19 protein-coding genes, 1 other RNA gene and 1 pseudogene are annotated in these 19,122 nt (G+C 38.6%); 14 read left to right on the top strand and 7 right to left on the bottom strand.

The window, feature by feature from the left end; genetic code table 11:
• The first annotated feature begins 78 nt into the window (after positions 1-78).
• From DN064_RS07305 to DN064_RS07325, 5 genes are all read left to right on the top strand, one after another.
• The gene (locus DN064_RS07305; protein ID WP_115461978.1) at positions 79-675 is read left to right on the top strand and encodes an HdeD family acid-resistance protein; all 597 of its coding nucleotides are present in this window, start codon (positions 79-81) and stop codon (positions 673-675) included.
• A 10-nt stretch (positions 676-685) separates the two neighbouring features.
• A complete protein-coding gene (locus tag DN064_RS07310; protein ID WP_115461979.1) occupies positions 686-1,177 on the top strand; it encodes a hypothetical protein in 492 nt (163 codons plus the stop codon).
• A 143-nt stretch (positions 1,178-1,320) separates the two neighbouring features.
• On the top strand, positions 1,321-3,045 hold the full coding sequence (locus DN064_RS07315; RefSeq protein ID WP_115462072.1) for an amidohydrolase: 1,725 nt from the start codon (positions 1,321-1,323) through the stop codon (positions 3,043-3,045).
• A gap of 8 nt (positions 3,046-3,053) precedes the next feature.
• Positions 3,054-3,821 carry an MBL fold metallo-hydrolase gene (locus DN064_RS07320; protein WP_115461980.1) on the top strand — a complete coding sequence of 256 codons (768 nt, stop codon included), beginning with the start codon at positions 3,054-3,056 and terminating at the stop codon, positions 3,819-3,821.
• Positions 3,822-3,824: 3 nt separating this feature from the next.
• On the top strand, positions 3,825-4,253 hold the full coding sequence (locus DN064_RS07325) for a DUF4174 domain-containing protein (protein WP_115461981.1): 429 nt from the start codon (positions 3,825-3,827) through the stop codon (positions 4,251-4,253).
• Position 4,254: 1 nt separating this feature from the next.
• Here the strand turns inward: DN064_RS07325 and DN064_RS07330 are convergent, their stop codons facing one another.
• On the bottom strand, positions 4,255-4,812 hold the full coding sequence (locus DN064_RS07330) for a lipid-binding SYLF domain-containing protein (RefSeq protein WP_115462073.1): 558 nt from the start codon (positions 4,810-4,812) through the stop codon (positions 4,255-4,257).
• Positions 4,813-4,901: 89 nt separating this feature from the next.
• Here DN064_RS07330 and DN064_RS07335 point away from each other — a divergent pair.
• The 3 genes and pseudogenes from DN064_RS07335 (at position 4,902) to DN064_RS07345 (ending at position 7,009) form a co-directional block, all read left to right on the top strand.
• Positions 4,902-5,277 (top strand): annotated as a pseudogene (locus tag DN064_RS07335) (nuclear transport factor 2 family protein).
• A gap of 25 nt (positions 5,278-5,302) precedes the next feature.
• The gene (locus DN064_RS07340; protein ID WP_115461982.1) at positions 5,303-6,382 is read left to right on the top strand and encodes an AI-2E family transporter; all 1,080 of its coding nucleotides are present in this window, start codon (positions 5,303-5,305) and stop codon (positions 6,380-6,382) included.
• Between the two features lie 12 nt (positions 6,383-6,394).
• The gene (locus DN064_RS07345) at positions 6,395-7,009 is read left to right on the top strand and encodes an SGNH/GDSL hydrolase family protein (protein WP_115461983.1); all 615 of its coding nucleotides are present in this window, start codon (positions 6,395-6,397) and stop codon (positions 7,007-7,009) included.
• A gap of 4 nt (positions 7,010-7,013) precedes the next feature.
• On the opposite strand, the gene DN064_RS07350 is transcribed toward DN064_RS07345, so the two are convergent.
• On the bottom strand, positions 7,014-8,639 hold the full coding sequence (locus tag DN064_RS07350; protein ID WP_115461984.1) for an ABC-F family ATP-binding cassette domain-containing protein: 1,626 nt from the start codon (positions 8,637-8,639) through the stop codon (positions 7,014-7,016).
• 153 nt (positions 8,640-8,792) lie between these two features.
• On the opposite strand from DN064_RS07350, the gene DN064_RS07355 reads away from it, so the two are divergent.
• Complete coding sequence (locus tag DN064_RS07355) at positions 8,793-10,229, top strand: TlpA family protein disulfide reductase (protein WP_157962264.1); 1,437 nt, start codon at positions 8,793-8,795, stop codon at positions 10,227-10,229.
• Between the two features lie 39 nt (positions 10,230-10,268).
• Here the strand turns inward: DN064_RS07355 and fsa are convergent, their stop codons facing one another.
• From fsa to ffs, 4 genes are all read right to left on the bottom strand, one after another.
• Positions 10,269-10,922 carry a fructose-6-phosphate aldolase gene (gene fsa, locus DN064_RS07360; protein ID WP_115461986.1) on the bottom strand — a complete coding sequence of 218 codons (654 nt, stop codon included), beginning with the start codon at positions 10,920-10,922 and terminating at the stop codon, positions 10,269-10,271.
• Between the two features lie 94 nt (positions 10,923-11,016).
• Positions 11,017-11,421 (bottom strand): hypothetical protein, encoded by a 405-nt coding sequence (locus DN064_RS07365; RefSeq protein ID WP_115461987.1) that lies wholly within the window; start codon positions 11,419-11,421, stop codon positions 11,017-11,019.
• Positions 11,422-11,465: 44 nt separating this feature from the next.
• Positions 11,466-12,269 carry an SDR family oxidoreductase gene (locus DN064_RS07370; protein ID WP_115461988.1) on the bottom strand — a complete coding sequence of 268 codons (804 nt, stop codon included), beginning with the start codon at positions 12,267-12,269 and terminating at the stop codon, positions 11,466-11,468.
• Positions 12,270-12,319: 50 nt separating this feature from the next.
• An RNA gene (gene ffs, locus DN064_RS07375) (signal recognition particle sRNA small type) lies at positions 12,320-12,418 on the bottom strand.
• 89 nt (positions 12,419-12,507) lie between these two features.
• Here ffs and DN064_RS07380 point away from each other — a divergent pair.
• The 4 genes from DN064_RS07380 (at position 12,508) to DN064_RS07395 (ending at position 16,392) form a co-directional block, all read left to right on the top strand.
• Positions 12,508-13,545, top strand: a complete 1,038-nt coding sequence (locus DN064_RS07380) for a glutaminyl-peptide cyclotransferase (RefSeq protein WP_115461989.1) — start codon at positions 12,508-12,510, stop codon at positions 13,543-13,545.
• Positions 13,545-13,934 carry an acyl-CoA thioesterase gene (locus tag DN064_RS07385; protein WP_115461990.1) on the top strand — a complete coding sequence of 130 codons (390 nt, stop codon included), beginning with the start codon at positions 13,545-13,547 and terminating at the stop codon, positions 13,932-13,934. Before DN064_RS07380 ends, DN064_RS07385 begins: the two co-directional genes overlap by 1 nt.
• Positions 13,935-14,041: 107 nt before the next feature.
• Positions 14,042-14,755: a peptidase associated/transthyretin-like domain-containing protein gene (locus DN064_RS07390; protein WP_115461991.1), complete on the top strand. Its 714-nt coding sequence runs from the start codon at positions 14,042-14,044 to the stop codon at positions 14,753-14,755.
• Positions 14,756-14,805: 50 nt separating this feature from the next.
• Positions 14,806-16,392: a hypothetical protein gene (locus tag DN064_RS07395; RefSeq protein ID WP_115461992.1), complete on the top strand. Its 1,587-nt coding sequence runs from the start codon at positions 14,806-14,808 to the stop codon at positions 16,390-16,392.
• Positions 16,393-16,441: 49 nt separating this feature from the next.
• Here the strand turns inward: DN064_RS07395 and DN064_RS07400 are convergent, their stop codons facing one another.
• Positions 16,442-17,716, bottom strand: a complete 1,275-nt coding sequence (locus tag DN064_RS07400) for a serine hydroxymethyltransferase (RefSeq protein ID WP_115462074.1) — start codon at positions 17,714-17,716, stop codon at positions 16,442-16,444.
• Between the two features lie 112 nt (positions 17,717-17,828).
• Between DN064_RS07400 and fahA the strand changes: the two genes are divergently transcribed.
• Positions 17,829-19,121, top strand: a complete 1,293-nt coding sequence (fahA, locus tag DN064_RS07405; protein ID WP_115461993.1) for a fumarylacetoacetase — start codon at positions 17,829-17,831, stop codon at positions 19,119-19,121.
• The last annotated feature ends 1 nt before the right edge of the window (position 19,122 follow it).

Here is a 19,122-nt window from a genome sequence, read left to right on the forward strand (position 1 = left end):
TAACCATAAAAGATGACTAAGACTTGATCAAATCATATTGAATTAAAATAACAAATAAAACTAACTAAATCATTTAAAATGAGTCAATTAAAATCAACAATTAAAGAAATTTCAGCAGCTATTAAAAATTGGTGGGTGTTTACCCTTTTAGGAATTTTATTTATTCTATTGGGCATTTATGTTTTTAATAATCCTGTATCAGCTTACCTTACCTTGTCCATGTTTTTTGCTGTGAGTATTTTAGTTTCAGGAATCTTCCAACTCTGGTTCGCCTATGCCAATAGAAACGAAATCGAGGGTTGGGGCTGGCAACTAGCATTGGCCATCATGGAGGTCATTATTGGTTTGGTACTCTTCAGTAATATAGGTCTAACCGCGGCTATTTTACCGCTATACGTAGGCTTCTGGTTGCTCTTTAGAGCCTTTGCTTTAGTAGGCTTCTCTTTTGAGCTAAAGTCCTATAAGGTCATGAATTGGGGCTATTATTTTGTGTTTGGCCTTCTCTTAGGGATTTTCGCCTGGTGCATCATTATTAACCCACTCTTTGGAGGCATGACCATCGTTACCTGGACTGGCATTGCTCTGGTCATTGCGGGGATTGGTCATATCATGGTGTCCTTGAAACTGAGAAAGGTGAGTCAGAAACTAGTGGATTTTAAAGATAAACTGAATTAGACTAATTTTTATGAAAACTAAAATCGGTCTGTTCTTTATTGTTCTGGGGTTTATTTGCCCACTTATTGGACTCATCATACCAGTGTTCGGCTTCTCTGCTACTATGACCACAACACTGGTAGCATTTTTTCTAATAGGTGGCCCGGAGATTTTTCTCGTTTTGGGGGCGGCCCTTGCTGGTAAAGAAGGTATTATCATTGTTAAAAACCGGATCAAACGCCTCCTAGGCTTACCAGAAGGCAAGTACTACGCCACTAACTCACAATACAATTTGGCCCTTATTCTAATGGTGATCTGGCTTATCAGTCTTACGCTGCCCTACTACATACCAGCTATTGAACAATTGCTAGAAGAAACGAAATGGGAATGGTATTATTTTGTAATTGGAGATGTGGTGTTTGTATTAGCCATTATATTTATTGGTGGCGACCAACTAATTACAAAGTTTGCCAATTTGTTTACCTGGGAACCCTGGAAAACGGATGAGCTAAGTAATGAATAGAAAGGTTTAAAAAAGACCTAGCTATTTAATTGACCTTATGTCCATTAGCCACAATTGAATCAATTGTGGCTTTTGTTTTTACCAACACCTCTTCACCAAAGCTGAGATTATCAGTATCTTTAGAATCAAAACCGAAACCACCAATGAAAAAAAGAAATTACGTGCTTGGATTAAGTCTTGTGCTTAGTCTAAACTTTATCAGCTGCAACTCTTCTAAATCGGAAACCGCTTCCATGATCATCCATGGCGGCACTATTTACACCGTTGAAAACAATAATGCTACGGTAGAGGCCGTGGCCGTTAAAGATGGAGCTATCCTTTTTGCTGGAGATCTAGCTACTATAGAATCTTATAGAACAGAAGCTACCGTTGACATCAACCTGGAAGGAAAAACCATGACACCAGGTCTAGTTGAGGGCCATGGGCACTTTATGGGCCTTGGGTACAACGAATTAAATCTGGACCTTTTAAACACTACCAGCTATCAGGAAATCATTGACGCTGTTGCTGAACGCGTAGCCACTGCCGAACCTGGCCAATGGATAACTGGAAGAGGCTGGCACCAAAGTAAGTGGGATAGCCTCCCTGAAGAAATGGTGAATGGCTTCCAAACCCACCACCTCCTGAGTGAAGTATCACCAGATAATCCTGTGTACTTACGACACGCCAGTGGCCACGCAGGCTTTGCCAATGCTAAAGCCATGGAGATTGCTGGATTAGACGTTTATGCCAGAGAGGGTATAACTCCGTCTGACCTAGTTGAAGGTGGTGAAATCTTAACCGATGCGATGGGTCGCCCTACCGGAGTCTTTAACGAGCGCGCCATGACCATGATCACCCAGCACATTCCCGAAAGCACCCCGGAAACCGATAAGCATGCCTTTGATTTAGCCATTGCCGCCTGTCATAAAAACGGTATTACCAGCTTTCATGATGCTGGGATCCCAAGAGAAACCATTGAGTTATACAAATCCATGCAAGCTAAGGGTAAAATGGATGTAAGGATCTATGCCATGCTCACCGGATGGGATAAGGACCTGCTTAACGAATGGTACGAACGCGGTATCATGGTGGATCCTGATCATCGATTTACCATTAGATCTGTAAAACTAAATTGTGATGGAGCCTTAGGTTCCAGAGGAGCATGGTTGATACAACCTTATACCGATAGACCTGATCATTTTGGTCATGAAACCTTACCTATGGAATTTGTAAAAGAAATAGCCGTCAGCGGCCTTGAAAATGGCTTTCAGGTATGTTCGCACGCCATAGGTGATCGAGCCAACAGAGAGATCTTAAACCGCTATCAGTTTGCGTTCAATAGAAACCCTGAGAAAGCTAAAAACCACCGTTTTAGAATTGAACATGCCCAACATTTGCATCCAGCCGATATTCCTCGCTTTGCAGAATTAAATGTAATTCCTGCCATGCAGGCCATTCATATGTCCTCAGACAGACCATGGGCCATTAACCGTTTGGGCGAAAAACGGATTAAGGAAGGGGCCTATATGTGGCAAACCCTTCTTAAGAGTGGAGTACCTATAGTCAACGGTACCGATGTACCTGTTGAACCTATTAATCCCATTCCAAGTTTTTACGCTAGTGTGAGTAGAAAAACATTAAAAGGTCAGCCAGAAGGCGGTTACGAACCTGCTGAAAAGATGACTCGTGAGCAGGCGCTGAGATCGTATACGCTGGATGCAGCCTTTGGGGCTTTTGAAGAAGATATAAAAGGATCCATCAAAGAAGGAAAATTGGCCGATTTTACTATTTACAATCAGGACTTAATGACGGTTCCAGAAGACCAAATTCTGAATACCGAAGTGGTTATGACGATTTTTAACGGGGAGGTTGTTTACCAGAAATAAAAGTCACTATGACTATCCATCATATTAGAAATGCGACCATGATCATTGAATCCAATGATCATGTGTTGCTTATTGACCCCATGATAGGAGATGTGAGCACCGCTGCCCCACCCTTTTCCTTTATTAGGTTCAAGCCGAAGAAAAACCCTATTGTTCCTTTACCGGATGGAGCTATGAATCTTATTAATAGAACTACCCATTGTTTGATAACCCATCAACATGCCGATCATTTGGATATGGCGGCACTGGACTTTTTAAGAGAAAATAATATACCCGTAACCTGCAGTCATCTTGACAAGGAGGACTTAAATAAAAAAGGACTTCAAATTGACAATAGTATTGAATACTACAAGACTCATGATTTTCTAGGCGGTAGCATTGAAGGCATCCCTGCGCGTCATGGCTATGGCTATGTAGCCAAACCAATGGGGAATGTCATGGGATATTATTTGAAGCTACCTAATGAACAATCCGTTTATTTGAGTTCGGACTCAATTTATACGGAGGATGTACAGAATGTCCTGCTAAAGAAACAACCTGACATTAGTGTGGTGGCCTGTGGGTCTGCTCAGTTGGATATTTTTAAGCCCTTGTTAATGACAATTGAAGATATTACGCGGTTTATTGAAGACGCACCTCATCAAGTTATTTGCAACCATCTGGAGGCGGTCAACCACTGCCCTACCACCCGCAAGGGGTTAAAAGAACACCTAATTTCTAATGGGCTAATTGAGAAATGCTGGATACCTGCTGACGGGGATCAAAAACAGTACTAGGGCATGATCAAAAACCTATTAATCGTCCTAATTGTAATTATCCCGTCCCTAAACATAGCTCAAAAGCTATCGGGTTACCAATGGCATAATCGCCTTTTAGTTATTTCAAATCCTTTAAATAATTTAGAAAAGGAAACTGAGCAACTAGAACTTCTTGGTTCTTTAGATCAGGACTTTAAAGAGCGTAAAATATTAGTCTTAAAACTTACCAATCACAACTATACTGTCCTAAATTCTAACGTAACCACCAATACATCAGACCCAATAGGCATTGAAGGGCTTACGTTAAGTGAGAAGGAGTTTAGCATTCTGCTCATTGGCCTTGATGGAGGCATTAAACTGCGCCAAAACCAAAGTATTAAACGTGACGAGTTATTCGCAATTATAGACGGGATGCCAATACGACAATCTGAACTAAGACAGAAAAACTAATTTAAAAAGCGTCGAACTTAAATTTTTGCCCACCTACGGAAGCCTCATACATAAGCCCACCTTTCTGCATGGTGAAAATTAAAACTCCGTCTGAATAATCAACATCTGCCGACGCTCCAGCTGTGGCAGCCACCGCCGAAGCTTGAGCCGATAGCTCAACATTGTTTTCTTTAAAGCGGTTCATTGCCTCCTTGTTTTGGAAGAAGATAATTTCACGATAAGCTTGCCCTCCCCATTGGAATCCAATGCTCACTTGAGTCAACTTTGCCATCCCAATAGCAGCCCCACCTTGGTAAGCAACACCATTACCAGACGCACCTCCAATTCCTACAGCTCCTTTTCCAACATTAGGGAAAATAACATACCCATAGGCCTCAGCAAAGTGCTTTTCCATTTTCCAATCAGCTTTCAAAAATTCAGCCTTAGCTTCTTGAGAATCTACCTTCAGGCGCTCAACCTTCTCTTTGGATTGTGCAACAGCCGTAAACGATAAGGATACAATAAGGGTTAGACTTAATAAAAGTTTTGGGGTTAATGATAATTTTAAAACAGAATTCATAGATAGTTGATTAAATAATATTACCCCAAAATAATTCATTCTTAGTTATTTAAAAATTAATAACTTTAAAATCATCATTAATTCCTTATATGAATTTAGAGTCTAATAAAGCAAATGCTATTGCCTTCTACAAAATGGCTTATCAAGGTAATCCTAAACAGGCTTTAGACTTATATGTTGGTGACGCCTATATTCAACACAATCCCGATGTAGCAGATGGACTCCAGGGATTCATCGATTATTTTGAACGTATGCAAGCGGAATACCCTGATAAATCGATTGATTTTGTGAGGTGTATTGCAGAAGTTGATTTTGTGGTCTTGCATACCCATCAGATCTGGCCGCAAGGAGGAATATGTAACTATGGACTTTTTTCGGTTCGATAAGCAAGTAAAGATATGCGAGCATTGGGATGCTATACAACAAATACCAAAGACTTCTGCCAACGACAATACAATGTACTAATACAGCAACTAACTAAATCAACTTTATGATCAATCTAAAAGACAATTCGCAATTCAATCAAATAGTCGATACTTTAATCCGCCTTGGATTTCTGTTTCTTATTATTTCATGGTGTCTTAATATTCTATCGCCGTTTGTAAGTGTTATTATTTGGGGCGTTATCCTGGGTATGGCGCTATACCCTCTGCACAATAGCTTAAGTAAACGCTTGAAGGACAGAAAAAAGTTAGCATCAGGTATTATTGTATTGCTAGGTATCTGCTGCATCGTCATCCCCACCTGGTTATTTGTAGGGCAGGTAATCACAAGCTTTACGCAGCTTAGTGCTGATTTTAATTCTGGAAACTTAAGATTACCCCCTGCTAATAAAGACATCGCCGAATGGCCAGTTATTGGTGAAGATTTGTACAGCATTTGGCGAGAGGCCTCTCAAAGCTTAGAGAAATTTTTAACAAAGTACCAGGAGCAATTATTAAGTATTGGACAAACTCTTTTCGATGGCGTAAAGAGTATTGGTGGAAGTTTAATTACCATTTTGTTGGCCATTATTATCGCTGGGGCCCTTCTATCTGGTAATGCAGCACAAAAATTAGGTGAATTGTTCTTTTTAAGATTGGCGGGTGATAAAGGTCTCGAGATAACAACACTTATTTCTAAAACGGTGAGTAATGTGGTTAAAGGTGTACTTGGTGTGGCTTTAATACAGGCCTTCCTAGCAGGATTAGGAATGCTGGGTGCGGGAATACCCTATGCAGGAGTTTGGACCTTATTGATTTTAATAATGGCCATCTTACAATTACCCATCATCCCAGTTATTATTGCTATTATTATTTGGCTCTTTAATGATATGGGCACAGTTGGTGCGGTTCTCTGGACCATATACTTTGTGGCCGTTTCATTGGCAGACACTCCATTGAAGGCCGTCTTTCTGGGCAAAGGTGCCTCGGTTCCAATGTTGGTGATTTTTTTAGGAGTCATAGGAGGGTTTATCACCGATGGTTTTATAGGCTTATTTACAGGAGCCATTATAGTTAGTATTGGATATTCATTGTTTATGGCCTGGTTAAAACAAGGTGACTTATCTGATTATGATACATCCGAGTAATCAGAATGGCAGATGAAATACCTATTTCTTTTTTTTACTCTTTGTCTTTCCTTTAGTTGGAATTTACCTGGACAATCCAAGGACGAATTGCGATTGTTATTTATTGGTAATAGCCTCACCTATACGAATAACCTACCCAATCTGGTTTTGTTAAGGGCACAGAAGGATAAACGCGATATCACTACCGAGATGATAGCCCTTCCAAATTATGCATTAGTAGATCATTGGAATGATCAATCCATTCAAAAAGCCATCGCCCAGGGAAACTATGATTTTGTAATTGTTCAACAAGGTCCCTCTTCTCAGGACTTTGGTAGACAGGTACTTATAGACTATGGGCAGCGCATAAAAGATCTTTGTGATGAGCACGGTAGTCAACTCATGTTTTTTATGGTATGGCCATCCAAAGCCTACTACTACACCTTTGAAAAGGTCATTAAAAACCATTATGATGCAGCAAAGGCGAGTAATGCACTGGTCTGTCCTGTTGGTCTTAAATGGAAAGAACTGACTGATAACAACCCAGAATCAGGCCTTTATGGTCCAGATGGATTTCATCCGAGCAGGAAAGGGAGTGACTTTGCCGCTAGCGAAATCTATAAATGTGTGCTAGACAACAAAAATTGATTGCCTAAACACTTACTGCGTACATCTTCTCGCGTAAGTCTTTGATCTTAGAATCATTCATGTACTCATCAAAAGTCATGTAACGGTCGATAACACCATTAGGGGTCAACTCGATAACTCTATTTCCTACAGTTTGTGCAAACTCGTGGTCGTGAGTTGTAAGAAGCACTGTTCCTTTAAAATTCTTAAGTGAGTTGTTAAACGCTGTGATGCTTTCCAAATCCAGGTGATTGGTTGGTTCATCGATTTTAAGTACGTTAGCTCGCATCATCATCATACGGCTTAACATGCATCGGACCTTTTCACCTCCTGAGAGCACATCTGCATTCTTTAAAGCTTCATCTCCACTGAACAACATTTTTCCTAAGAATCCACGGATATAAACTTCTTCACGTTCTTCTTCAGTTTGTGCCCATTGTCTCAACCAATCTACTAAACTCAATTTAACATCAAAAAATGAGCTATTATCTAATGGCAAATAGGACTGCGTCGTGGTGACTCCCCAACTATATTTACCTGCATCTGCTTTTTCATTACCACTTATTATCTGATAAAAGGCTGTTGTTGCTCGTGAATCTTTTGAATACAAAACCACCTTATCTCCTTTGGCAAGGTTGATATCAATATTTTTAAATAAGAGCTCACCGTCAAGACTCGCTTCAAGTTTTTCAACATTTAAAATCTGATCCCCTGCCTCACGTTCACGTTCAAAAATAATGGCAGGATAACGTCGGCTTGATGGTCTTATGTCCGAAATATTAAGTTTATCAATCATTTTCTTTCTACTGGTAGCCTGCTTGGATTTAGCAACATTAGCAGAGAAACGGCGAATAAACTCTTCTAGCTCTTTCTTTTTTTCTTCCGCCTTTTTATTCTGCTGTGCTCTTTGCTTAGCGGCTAACTGAGAAGACTCATACCAAAAGGTATAATTACCTGAATAATGATTGATCTTTCCAAAATCAATATCGGATATATGGGTACAAACTGCATCTAAAAAGTGACGGTCGTGAGATACCACTATCACACAGTTATCATAGTTAGCTAAAAAGTTCTCCAACCACGAAATAGTTTCATAATCCAAATCATTGGTAGGCTCATCCATAATTAAAACATCCGGATTTCCAAATAAGGCCTGGGCAAGTAACACCCTAACCTTTTGTTTACCGTCCAGATCCTTCATCTGCATATAGTGTAAGTCCTCTTTAATACCAAGATTTGATAATAACGAAGCGGCATCACTATCAGCATTCCAACCATTCATCTCCTCAAATTGCACCTGAAGTTCACCAATCTTTTCCGCATTCTCATCAGTATAATCGGCATAAAGCGCATCAATTTCTGTCTTAATTTTAAACAGGGGTTGGTTACCCATGATCACAGTTTCCAAGACTTGATGCTCGTCATAAACATTGTGATTCTGTTCTAACACAGACATACGTTTACCTGCCTCCAGATGCACATGACCTGAAGTGGCTTCCATTTGGCCCGATAATATCTTTAAGAATGTGGATTTTCCGGCACCGTTGGCACCAATAATACCATAGCAATTACCTGTATTAAAAGTAGTATTAACCTCGTCAAACAATATGCGCTTACCAAACTGCACCGATAGATTAGAAACTGATAACATCTTTAGGGTTTTAAATTTGCCGCAAAAGTAGAAAAATTAAGGCATTGAGCGAAATTAATAGTTCCCTTAACAACATTTAACTTGTCATTAACAAGAGAGCATGTCGGCAAAATCTATTTTTGTTTGGTTACGGGAAAAAAAATGAATAAGATTATGCGAAATGGACTCACCCTGATAATGACCCTTTTTCTGTTTGGTTGTGCTCAAATAATTGAAGAAAAAGATTCAGGTGTTTATTTTGGTGGTGAGATTATCAATCCAAAGGAACGCATCGTCGTACTCTTCACAAAAGATGGTATGGCATCCGATACCATTCCTTTAAATGTTGATAACAGATTTCTAACACATATCGATCAGCTCGAAACGGGTTTGTATTCATTTAAACACGGAAGTGAATACCAGTGGGTTATTATGGAACCCACAGATAGCATTATGTTGCGTCTTAACACCAACGACTTTGATGAGTCTTTGGTATTCTCTGGAAAAGGTGCCCGTAAGAACAATTACTTTCTTAAGATTTTTTTACAAAACGAACAGGAAGATCGTCGTCTGGTTAAATACAGTCAGAATGAACCTGAAGTATTTCTAGAATTTGTAAATAAAAGACATGAGCAACAGCTTGATAACTTGAACGCCTTTTTAAGTAAAAAAGAAGTTAGTCCGTTTGCTAAGTCCATTTTAAAAGCTGGTATCGATTATAACAATTATGCCGACAAGGAAATTTATCCATTTGCGTATTTTGGTAATAACAAGCTGATACATTACAAAGACTTACCAGGAGGTTTCTACACACATAGATCTGAGGTTGATTACAATTCGGAGGTATTAAGTGAAATTTTTGCGTACAACCGTTTTCTATTCGCTCATATAGACAATTTGGCTTTAAGCCATTTTTACGACCATCATGATTTTCACAGTCAATTTAATCGACATGAAATGGTTTATAACAAAGCCAAGCTTGATTTAATTGATAGTCTCATTAGCAATGATGTTATTAGAAATAACCTTCTCAAATATAAGACCAGAGAATTCATCAGTAATAGTTTGGATAACAGCGAGACGGATGAGATGCTGGCCTATTTTAAGTCCAAGTGTTCTAATGGATCTGATATCGCCTATATGGACCGGTTGGTTGATGCCATTGAGGATTTAAAGCCCGGGAATGACTTTCCAGATTTGCAGCTTATTGACATTTATAATAAAGAGCATTCTATTGGGGAATTGGTAAAGAAACCAACGCTTATTTACTTTTGGTCCTCTAATAACAAAAAGCATTATCGCAATAGTCACTATAGAGTGAAAGAGCTGAAAAAGAAATTTCCCGAAGTGGAATTTATCTCTATTAATATCAATGAGAATTCAGATGAGTTTTGGATCAAAATCCTAAACAAGTACAAGTTCTCACTAGACAACGAGTATAAATTCAAGGACCCTGAATTGGCGAAAGAGACCTTAGCTTTGAATTTTGTTTATAAAGTAATGATTGTGGATAGAAATGGACACATTCTTCACCCAAACGTCAACATTTTTAGTAAAGATTTTGAAGCCTCACTTCAGAAATTATTACAAAAAAAAGCGCTTTCTATTTAAAAGCGCTTCTCTAAAATCTGTTCAGATTCTTTATAAATTCTAGTTGCCTTTCTTATAATCGGCTAAGAATTTTTCTAATCCAATATCAGTTAAAGGGTGTTTTAATAATCCAGCAATAGAACTTAATGGTCCTGTCATAACATCAGCACCAATTTTAGCACAGTCTATTACGTGCATCGTATGGCGTACAGAGGCCGCAAGGATTTGGGTCTCAAATCCGTAATTATCATAGATATGTCTGATTTCTGAAATTAAGTTTAAGCCATCAGTTGAGATATCGTCCAAACGTCCAATAAACGGTGACACATAAGTTGCACCTGCCTTAGCAGCAAGAAGTGCCTGACCAGGAGAAAACACTAAAGTAACGTTGGTTTTAATGCCTTTATCAGTAAAGTACTTGCAAGCTTTAATACCATCTTTAATCATAGGAAGTTTAATCACAATCTGATCATGCAATTCAGCCAGGGCCTCACCCTCTCTTACCATACCTTCAAAGTCAGTTGAAATAACCTCAGCAGAGACATCTCCGTCAACAATTTGACAGATGTCCACATAGTGCTTTAAAATGTTATCGGTTCCCGTAATTCCCTCTTTGGCCATTAAAGAAGGATTTGTTGTAACCCCATCTAAAATACCCATATCCTGAGCTTCTTTTATCTGCTCTAGATTTGCCGTATCAATAAAAAATTTCATGAATTTTGTGTTTAAATCTAATTTTCTGAGGGCAAAAATACGACTAATAAGAGACTGTCCTCGAAAAACTAATTAAATTATATCAACACTTCAACTAGTCAAAAACTTCCAGTACAAACGAGCGCTGTGTTGTGCCATCGCATGTGGGATTAGCATCATAATATTCACCATCATCATAGGCCCCAATAGTCAACAATACAGTTAATCGATACACCCCTGTTTCTTTGGGAATTCCAAATATTTCAACACTCCTGTAATCGTACCAAATATCTAATCCTTCTGGTAAAGGCCCTAGCACTTCAAAAAAGTATTCATAGTAATCATCTGAGGGTTCGTTAGTAATATGAGCAGTAATAAACTGCGAGTAAGGCCGATCTATATAAGCCTGCTGAATCTGCAATTCATTGATTTCGGGGTTTACTTTTATTAAACATTCCCAGAAATTGTCACATGATACTAAGATTAAGAATGACAAAAGATACGCTACGTTTCGTTTCATTGATTTGATGTTTAATCAAGTAAAACAAAAAACGTACCATAAACCTACAATTTATAATGGTTCATGAGCATTTTTTCATACCAGCGGTCAGGCAATAGACGCTTTAAAACAATGGAGAATTTTTGCAAGGGCTCACCTGCTTTGTAGTGAACTTTTCTGGACTTGGATGTAATAATATTATAAATGGCATTGGCAATAAACATAGGATCTTTACCAGAATCCACGTGCGTATCCATTAATTCTAGTGTTTTACCATATGTTGCCTTGTACGCGGATGACTCTTTTAAAGGTGAATGGTAACGGCCCGCGGCAATATCTGTAGCCACATCACCTGGGGCAAAATTAACCACATCTATTCCAAATGACTTCACCTCCATGCTTATCGCCTCTGTTATTAATTCAAGTGCCCCTTTACTAGCACTGTAAACACCTCTAAAAGGCAAGCCCATATAGCCCGCAATAGAAGTAACATTAATAATTAAACCAGATTTATTCTCACGCATTAACGGAAGTACCGACTTAATCATAGCCACAGGCCCAAAAAAGTTAGTCTCAAAATTTTTCTTAATCTCTGCTTCAGGAATTTCTTCAATTGGACCTGTTATACCGGCCCCTGCATTATTGATAAGAATGTCCAATCTGCTAGTCTCAGATTTTAATAAGTCGATGCACCTTGCTATCGAATTAGGGTCTGTCACATCCAAAGGCAGGAGTTTAAATGGATGGTTGCTAATGGTATCAGGATTCCTACTCGTTCCATAGACTTTAAAGCCATTTTCACTTAGCAGTTGACCTGTTGCTTTTCCTATTCCTTTGGAACCACCAGTAATGAGAACTACTTTTTGCATAAAACAGAATGAAGGTGAAATTTACAAATTCCTTGAATAAAACGCATAAAAAAAGGCAAGCTACCCACATCACACCGCTACGACCGTATACCTTTGCTGCGTTCCCGCCCTGGAGGGTTCAACAGGAGCTGGTTGTGTGGGACTTGCCGGGCGCAAAGATACAATGTTTTAATACTTTCACAATGATTTTTTAATCCTATTTTTTATAAATATCTTGCCCAAAAATAGCCTGATTCCTATGTCTAGTCTAAAACCTATAGCCTCTGTATTCCTGCTTGTTTTAATATGTAGCTGCGCATCTAATTCAGTTGATGATAGTTACGGAATGAGTATTACTACTTCAGCCTCTAAAAATACTATTACACTCGGTGAAACTGTAACCTTAAGTATAAATAACCCAAGGGCAGTTCCGATCGCTTCGGTTCAATTCATGTTAGATGGGGAACCAATTGAAAAAATGGTCACCTACAGCTCTGGAAAATTAGGAAACAGAATTTTAAAGGCAGTCGTAAAGCATAGCGATACTGAGACCACATTAGAGGGTGCTATCAAAGTATTAAACAATGAGGAACCCGCAATCTACACATATGAGATTGTCAATACCTATCCTCATGATATTACGTCTTATACCCAAGGGCTTGAATTCTATAATGGTCAATTATATGAGAGTACCGGACAATACAAAGAATCCAAATTGAGAAAGGTAGATTACACCTCAGGAACTGTTTTAAAAAATACTGACTTGGCTGATGGTTATTTTGGTGAAGGATTAACCGTTCTTAACGAGAACATATACCAATTGACCTGGCAGGAAGATACCGGGCTTATCTATGACGTTAATACCTTTGAACCAAAAGGAATGTTTAGATACGATCTAAGTAAAGAAGGATGGGGCTTATGTAATGACGGAACAAGTCTTTACAAATCTGATGGCACAGAAAAAATATGGACACTCAATACAGACACCCTTACTGAGGATAACTCTATAGACGTATTTACCAACAAAGGGAAAATTCCAAGTCTTAATGAACTTGAATGGGTCAATGGAAAGATTTATGCTAATATTTACCAACGTAATGGGGTTGCCATCATCAACCCTGAAACCGGAGCTGTGGAAGGGGTTATTGATTTTACTCCACTAAAAGAATTAGTGACCCAGCATGATGGACTGGACGTTTTAAACGGTATTGCTTATAACCCTGATACCAATACCATATTTGTTACTGGAAAACGGTGGGATAAACTTTTTGAAGTCACAATTGCCAAAAAAGAATAATGCAGGTCTTTGAAAAAGACATTTTGGTGAGTGAAAATGATTTGGACCAATTGCAGCATGTTAACAATGTAAGATATGTGCAATGGGTGCAAGACATGGCGGAGGCACATTGGCTAACTCGTTCCAATGATCTTATTCTCAATAAATACTTCTGGGTACTAATAGACCATCACATTCAATACAAAGGAGAAGCTAAACTTGGTGATATTGTAACAGCCAAAACTTACGTAGCGTCATCTGAGGGGGTTATTTCTACACGAATTGTTGAAATGTTTCATAAAGAATCAGATAAGCTTATTGTCAAATCTGCTACTAAATGGTGTCTAATGGATATTAGCAGCAAAAGACCAACACGAATAACGACCGAACTCAAAGAACTTTTTGAATAGTTATAAATATTCGTTAATCCTAATCCTTAGAAAAAATCTTACACATATATTGAAGTGAATTAATACCAATCACTACTATTAAAAGGCTTCTTTATATTCTAGTTGCAATGACCTTTGTTACATCAAAAGCACAGGTCCTTAAAGGATATGTTTATGATGAGGAATCTGCAGTAAAACGAGTCTCCGTCATAAATCAAACTCAAAAAATTCTTGCGTTAACTGATGAGCGTGGTCAGTTTGAGATTAATGCCATGCTCTTTGACAGCATAGCTATTATATCCTCGTTTCATGAAATTGTGTCTTTCCGGGTGGACAGTTCCAGCCTTAGCTCAGTTCAGACTTATCACTTAAAGAGCAGCCTCAATCAACTAGATGAAGTTATTGTTACTGCCGATTCAAAAAAGAAATTTCGACTAAAAAAATTTAACGCATCCATTAGACAGCAAATACTGAATGACATTAAAAACAACCCAGGAAAATACTCAGTAAATTCAAGTCAGTACGGACTTGATTTAGTCCAACTTTTTGGGTTAATATCAAGCCTTTTCAAAAAGAAAAAAACTAAAGAATCTGTTGTTTATGCACAACCTTATGATTTAGACAGTTTATTTAACAAAAGTCGATTTTTTAATCATAATTTACTGCACAGTGCCTTAGGAATTAAAGACGAACATGAATTCCTATTTTTTGAGTATTGTACTGCAAGAGGAATCTCTTCTTCACTACTAGATGATCGTTTGCAATTAGAGTTATTGGATTCATTAGTTATAAGAAGTAAGGAATTTAAGTCAATAGTTCAGAAATCAAAAAAAAATGATTGAGGTACATACGCACTCAAATTCATTAAATGTTATATTTTTACCTACATCAGATGAGACTATTGAAACGCTACTCCTTATACATTCTGGGAATACTAGTTTTGCTCTTTTGGAGCTCATGCCGTGAAGACTTTGTCTTTACACCTAGTACAGGTGAATTAGTTTTTGAAAGAGATACTGTTTATTTGGATACGGTATTCACAAACATTGGTTCCAGCACTTACAACCTAAAAGTTTACAATCGCAGTAATTCAGACATTGTAATTCCCTCCATAAGATTGGAAGAAGGCACTCAATCTTATTACCGATTGAACGTTGATGGATCTACTGGTTTAGACGGTGATCAGGAAGGTAAGATTTTTGAGAATGTAGAATTATTAGCCAATGATAGTTTATTCATTTTTATAGAAACAACGGTCAATATCCAGGATCTTTCGCAGTCCGATACCCAATTTCTCTACACCGATAGAATTCTCTTTGATGCCGGTAATAATCAACAGGATGTGGACCTAGTCACTCTAGTAAAAGATGCGGTCTTTATATTCCCGGCTCGTGATCCTGAAACTGGAATCGTAGAAACACTGAAATTTGACACCAACGGTGATGGTAATGACGAAGAAACCAATATACAGGGACGTTTTTTAAGTGATGCTGAATTAGTATTTACGAATGAAAAGCCTTATGTCATTTATGGCTACGCGGCCGTAGCGGAAAATAAAACGCTTGAAATGCAGCCAGGAGCGCGCGTACATTTTCATAGAGATTCTGGTATACTAGTGACCTCTGGAGGAAGCTTACATATTAATGGAGAGTTAAGTGATGATTCAGAAGCCTTGGAGAAAGAAGTCATTCTTCAAGGAGACCGACTGGAACCTTTTTTTGAAGATGTTCCTGGTCAATGGGGTACGATTTGGTTGTTTAATGAAAGTATCAACAACCAGATCAATTATGCCACGATTAAAAATGCTACAGCCGCATTGCTAGTAGAAGGAAATGATCAGGACCTTAATGACAAATTGGTAATTACCAATAGTCAGATCTACAATTCAAGCGCCTTTGGTATTCTTGGTAGAGCAACTTCCATTTCGGCCGAAAACCTGATCATCAATAGTTCTGGGCAATCGTCATTTGCAGGCATTGTAGGAGGACGCTATAACTTAACACATTGCACTATAGCCAACTATTGGTCCAATAGTTTCAGGGAGTTTCCTTCTTTACTATTTAATGATTTTATCCAGGTTGAGGACGCGAGTATTGTAACAAATCCGCTTTTAGCGCGGATCAACAATTGCATCGTTTATGGAAATGACAATCCAGAGTTCATACTCTCACAAGCGGGTGATGACTTTGATTTTAAATTCAGTCATTCGCTCTTACGATTTAACAATGCAAATTTAGAAGGCACACCAAACTATATGTTTGATGATCCGGAAACTTATGATAACAATTCATTCAATCTTGACCCTGACTTCGAAAATCCTTTTGCTAATATTCTGCGAATCGGTGAGGCTTCAGGAGCCAACGGGATAGGAAGTACGGAGTTCTCTAATCAGGTGCCATTTGATATTTCAAATACCCAACGCAGCACTGACCCCGACGCTGGAGCTTATGAAAGTGTAGACCTTGAGGGTGATAACTAAAAAAAGGATCCCATCTGGAATCCTTTTTCTATTAAGCAAGTTGTAATTTTTAATACTGAAATAAGGGTCTGCCCGCCATCAACTCATTGACTTTGGTTGCCACTCCTTCAAGAACAGTTTCATCTTCATGGTTCGTGATAACTTCATCAATAAGATCTACCACATAAGCCATATCATTTTCTTTTAGACCACGGGTGGTTATGGCCGGTGTTCCCACTCTAATCCCTGAAGTCACGAATGGAGATTGTGTATCAAAGGGCACCATATTTTTATTAACCGTAATATCAGCTTTTACAAGTGCCTGCTCAGCATCCTTACCAGTAATATCTTTGTTTCTTAGGTCAATTAGCATCATATGGTTATCTGTACCTCCAGAAATTAAATGGTAGTCTTTTTTCACAAATGCCTTGGCCATAGCGTCAGCATTTTTCTTCACTTGTAAAATGTAATGCATAAACTCATCACCTAAGGCTTCTTCAAATGCAACAGCTTTAGCCGCAATTATATGCATCAATGGGCCTCCTTGATTGCCCGGAAAAATTCCAGAATCCAAAAGACCCGACATCTTTCTTAGGTTACCGTTCTTTAAACGCAATCCAAACGGATTCTCAAAATTCTCGCCCATCATGATAAGCCCACCCCTGGGACCACGAAGTGTTTTATGGGTTGTTGTGGTAACAATATGACAATGGGGTAAGGGGTCATTCAAAATCCCCTTAGCAATGAGCCCAGATGGATGTGAAATATCTGCTAGTAAAATAGCCTCAACATTATCAGCTACTTCTCTAAACTTCTTAAAATCAATATCTCTAGAATAAGCTGAAGCACCTGCAATGATTAATTTAGGCTGTTCCTTTTCGGCCATATCTGCCAGCTGATCATAATCAATATAACCCGTATCTTTTTTAACACCATAAAAGGTAGGTCGGTACAAGCGTCCAGAGAAATTAACTGGTGAACCATGAGTTAAATGCCCACCATGGGACAAATCAAAACCTAATATGGTGTCACCCGGCTTTAAACAAGCATGAAAGACAGCAGTATTGGCCTGACTTCCTGAATGTGGTTGTACATTCGCATAGGCTGCACCAAATAATGTCTTTGCCCTTTCAATAGCGATGGTTTCAACCTCATCCACCACTTCGCAACCACCATAATAACGCTTTCCTGGGTAGCCTTCAGCATATTTATTGGTAAGCACAGAACCTGTAGCCTCCATAACCTGAGGACTGGCAAAATTCTCAGATGCAATTAATTCAATACCATTGATTTGACGTTCTTTTTCAGCATCAATCAGTTCAAAGATTTGTTCGTCTCTATGCATTCTATTTCCTAGATTTTTAATGAAGTTCAAAAATACTAAATCCATGAGTTTTGTATTGAAAAATTATGTAGGTTTGAATAGAAATTATTAAACATTTAATCAACAAAGCCTTATGCCGTTATCTGCTAACGACCCTAATAGAAGTTCATGGTTGTACGTGAATAAAAACTCGGACTTCCCAATTCAGAATATTCCATTTGGCGTCTTTTTAACTAAGGATGATATTATTACCATTGGAACCAGAATTGGTGACACCGCTATTGATCTTGGTGCCCTACACCAACTTGGCTATTTTGACGGCATTCCTTTAACCGATGATATATTTCTACAAGACACGCTCAACGATTTTATAGCCGATGGAAGAAAAACCTGGAGACTAGTAAGGAATCGTATTGCAGAAATCTTTGATGCCGACAATCCTGTACTCAAAAATAATACTGCTCATAAGGAGACCATCCTATTCCGTCTTGACGAAATTGAAATGAAACTTCCAATTTACATAGGTGATTATACTGATTTTTATGCTAGTAAAGAACATGCTACTAATGTTGGAAGCATGTTTAGGGACCCTGAAAATGCACTGATGCCCAATTGGGTACATATGCCTGTAGGTTACCACGGTAGAAGTTCTTCCATTATCACAACACACACGCCAATTCACAGACCGCAAGGTCAAACCATGCCAGAGGGAGCAGAAAATCCTGTTTTTGGTCCATCAAAATTGGTTGATTTTGAATTGGAAATGGCATTTATTACGACAGATGCAAATGATTTGGGCGAGCCCATACCAATTGAGGAGGCAGAAGAATACATCTTTGGCCTGGTACTTTTTAACGATTGGTCCGCTAGAGATATCCAAAAATGGGAATACGTTCCATTAGGACCTTTCTTGGGTAAAAGTTTTGCTTCAGCTATGTCACCATGGATTGTAACTTTAGATGCCTTAGAACCATTTAGAGTAGAAAGCCCAAAGCAAAATCCACAACCACTCCCCTATTTAAGAACTAAGGGTAAACACAGTTTCGACATTCAACTAGAAGTTGGCATAGTTCCTAAAGGATCCAAAGAAACAACCGTTTGCAAATCCAATTTCAAATACATGTATTGGAATATGGCGCAACAATTAGCACATCACACGGTTAATGGTTGCCCTGTAAATTCGGGTGATATGATGGGTTCTGGCACCATTTCTGGACCAACTGAAGATTCATATGGTTCCATGTTAGAATTAACTTGGAAAGGCAGTAAACCTATAGCGCTTAAGGATGGCTCAGAGCGTAAGTTTATTAACGATTACGACACTGTAGTAATGCGCGCCCATTGCGAAAACGATGATGTCCGTATTGGATTTGGTCAGGTAAAAACCCAGTTATTACCTGTGTTCAATCCAAAGAAGTCAAAGTAAT

It is taken from the genome of Winogradskyella aurantiaca, from assembly GCF_003362725.1.
Classification (GTDB): Bacteria; Bacteroidota; Bacteroidia; order Flavobacteriales; family Flavobacteriaceae; genus Winogradskyella_A; species Winogradskyella_A aurantiaca.

Bases quoted from the DNA above. Each gene is read 5' to 3' on its own strand.
- DN064_RS07305 (WP_115461978.1), top strand. From the start codon at position 79: ATGAGTCAATTAAAATCAACAATTAAAGAAATTTCAGCAGCTATTAAA.
- DN064_RS07310 (WP_115461979.1), top strand. From the start codon at position 686: ATGAAAACTAAAATCGGTCTGTTCTTTATTGTTCTGGGGTTTATTTGC.
- DN064_RS07315 (WP_115462072.1), top strand. From the start codon at position 1,321: ATGAAAAAAAGAAATTACGTGCTTGGATTAAGTCTTGTGCTTAGTCTA.
- DN064_RS07320 (WP_115461980.1), top strand. From the start codon at position 3,054: ATGACTATCCATCATATTAGAAATGCGACCATGATCATTGAATCCAAT.
- DN064_RS07325 (WP_115461981.1), top strand. From the start codon at position 3,825: ATGATCAAAAACCTATTAATCGTCCTAATTGTAATTATCCCGTCCCTA.
- DN064_RS07330 (WP_115462073.1), bottom strand. From the start codon at position 4,812: ATGAATTCTGTTTTAAAATTATCATTAACCCCAAAACTTTTATTAAGT.
- DN064_RS07340 (WP_115461982.1), top strand. From the start codon at position 5,303: ATGATCAATCTAAAAGACAATTCGCAATTCAATCAAATAGTCGATACT.
- DN064_RS07345 (WP_115461983.1), top strand. From the start codon at position 6,395: ATGAAATACCTATTTCTTTTTTTTACTCTTTGTCTTTCCTTTAGTTGG.
- DN064_RS07350 (WP_115461984.1), bottom strand. From the start codon at position 8,639: ATGTTATCAGTTTCTAATCTATCGGTGCAGTTTGGTAAGCGCATATTG.
- DN064_RS07355 (WP_157962264.1), top strand. From the start codon at position 8,793: ATGCGAAATGGACTCACCCTGATAATGACCCTTTTTCTGTTTGGTTGT.
- fsa (WP_115461986.1), bottom strand. From the start codon at position 10,922: ATGAAATTTTTTATTGATACGGCAAATCTAGAGCAGATAAAAGAAGCT.
- DN064_RS07365 (WP_115461987.1), bottom strand. From the start codon at position 11,421: ATGAAACGAAACGTAGCGTATCTTTTGTCATTCTTAATCTTAGTATCA.
- DN064_RS07370 (WP_115461988.1), bottom strand. From the start codon at position 12,269: ATGCAAAAAGTAGTTCTCATTACTGGTGGTTCCAAAGGAATAGGAAAA.
- DN064_RS07380 (WP_115461989.1), top strand. From the start codon at position 12,508: ATGTCTAGTCTAAAACCTATAGCCTCTGTATTCCTGCTTGTTTTAATA.
- DN064_RS07385 (WP_115461990.1), top strand. From the start codon at position 13,545: ATGCAGGTCTTTGAAAAAGACATTTTGGTGAGTGAAAATGATTTGGAC.
- DN064_RS07390 (WP_115461991.1), top strand. From the start codon at position 14,042: ATGACCTTTGTTACATCAAAAGCACAGGTCCTTAAAGGATATGTTTAT.
- DN064_RS07395 (WP_115461992.1), top strand. From the start codon at position 14,806: ATGAGACTATTGAAACGCTACTCCTTATACATTCTGGGAATACTAGTT.
- DN064_RS07400 (WP_115462074.1), bottom strand. From the start codon at position 17,716: ATGCATAGAGACGAACAAATCTTTGAACTGATTGATGCTGAAAAAGAA.
- fahA (WP_115461993.1), top strand. From the start codon at position 17,829: ATGCCGTTATCTGCTAACGACCCTAATAGAAGTTCATGGTTGTACGTG.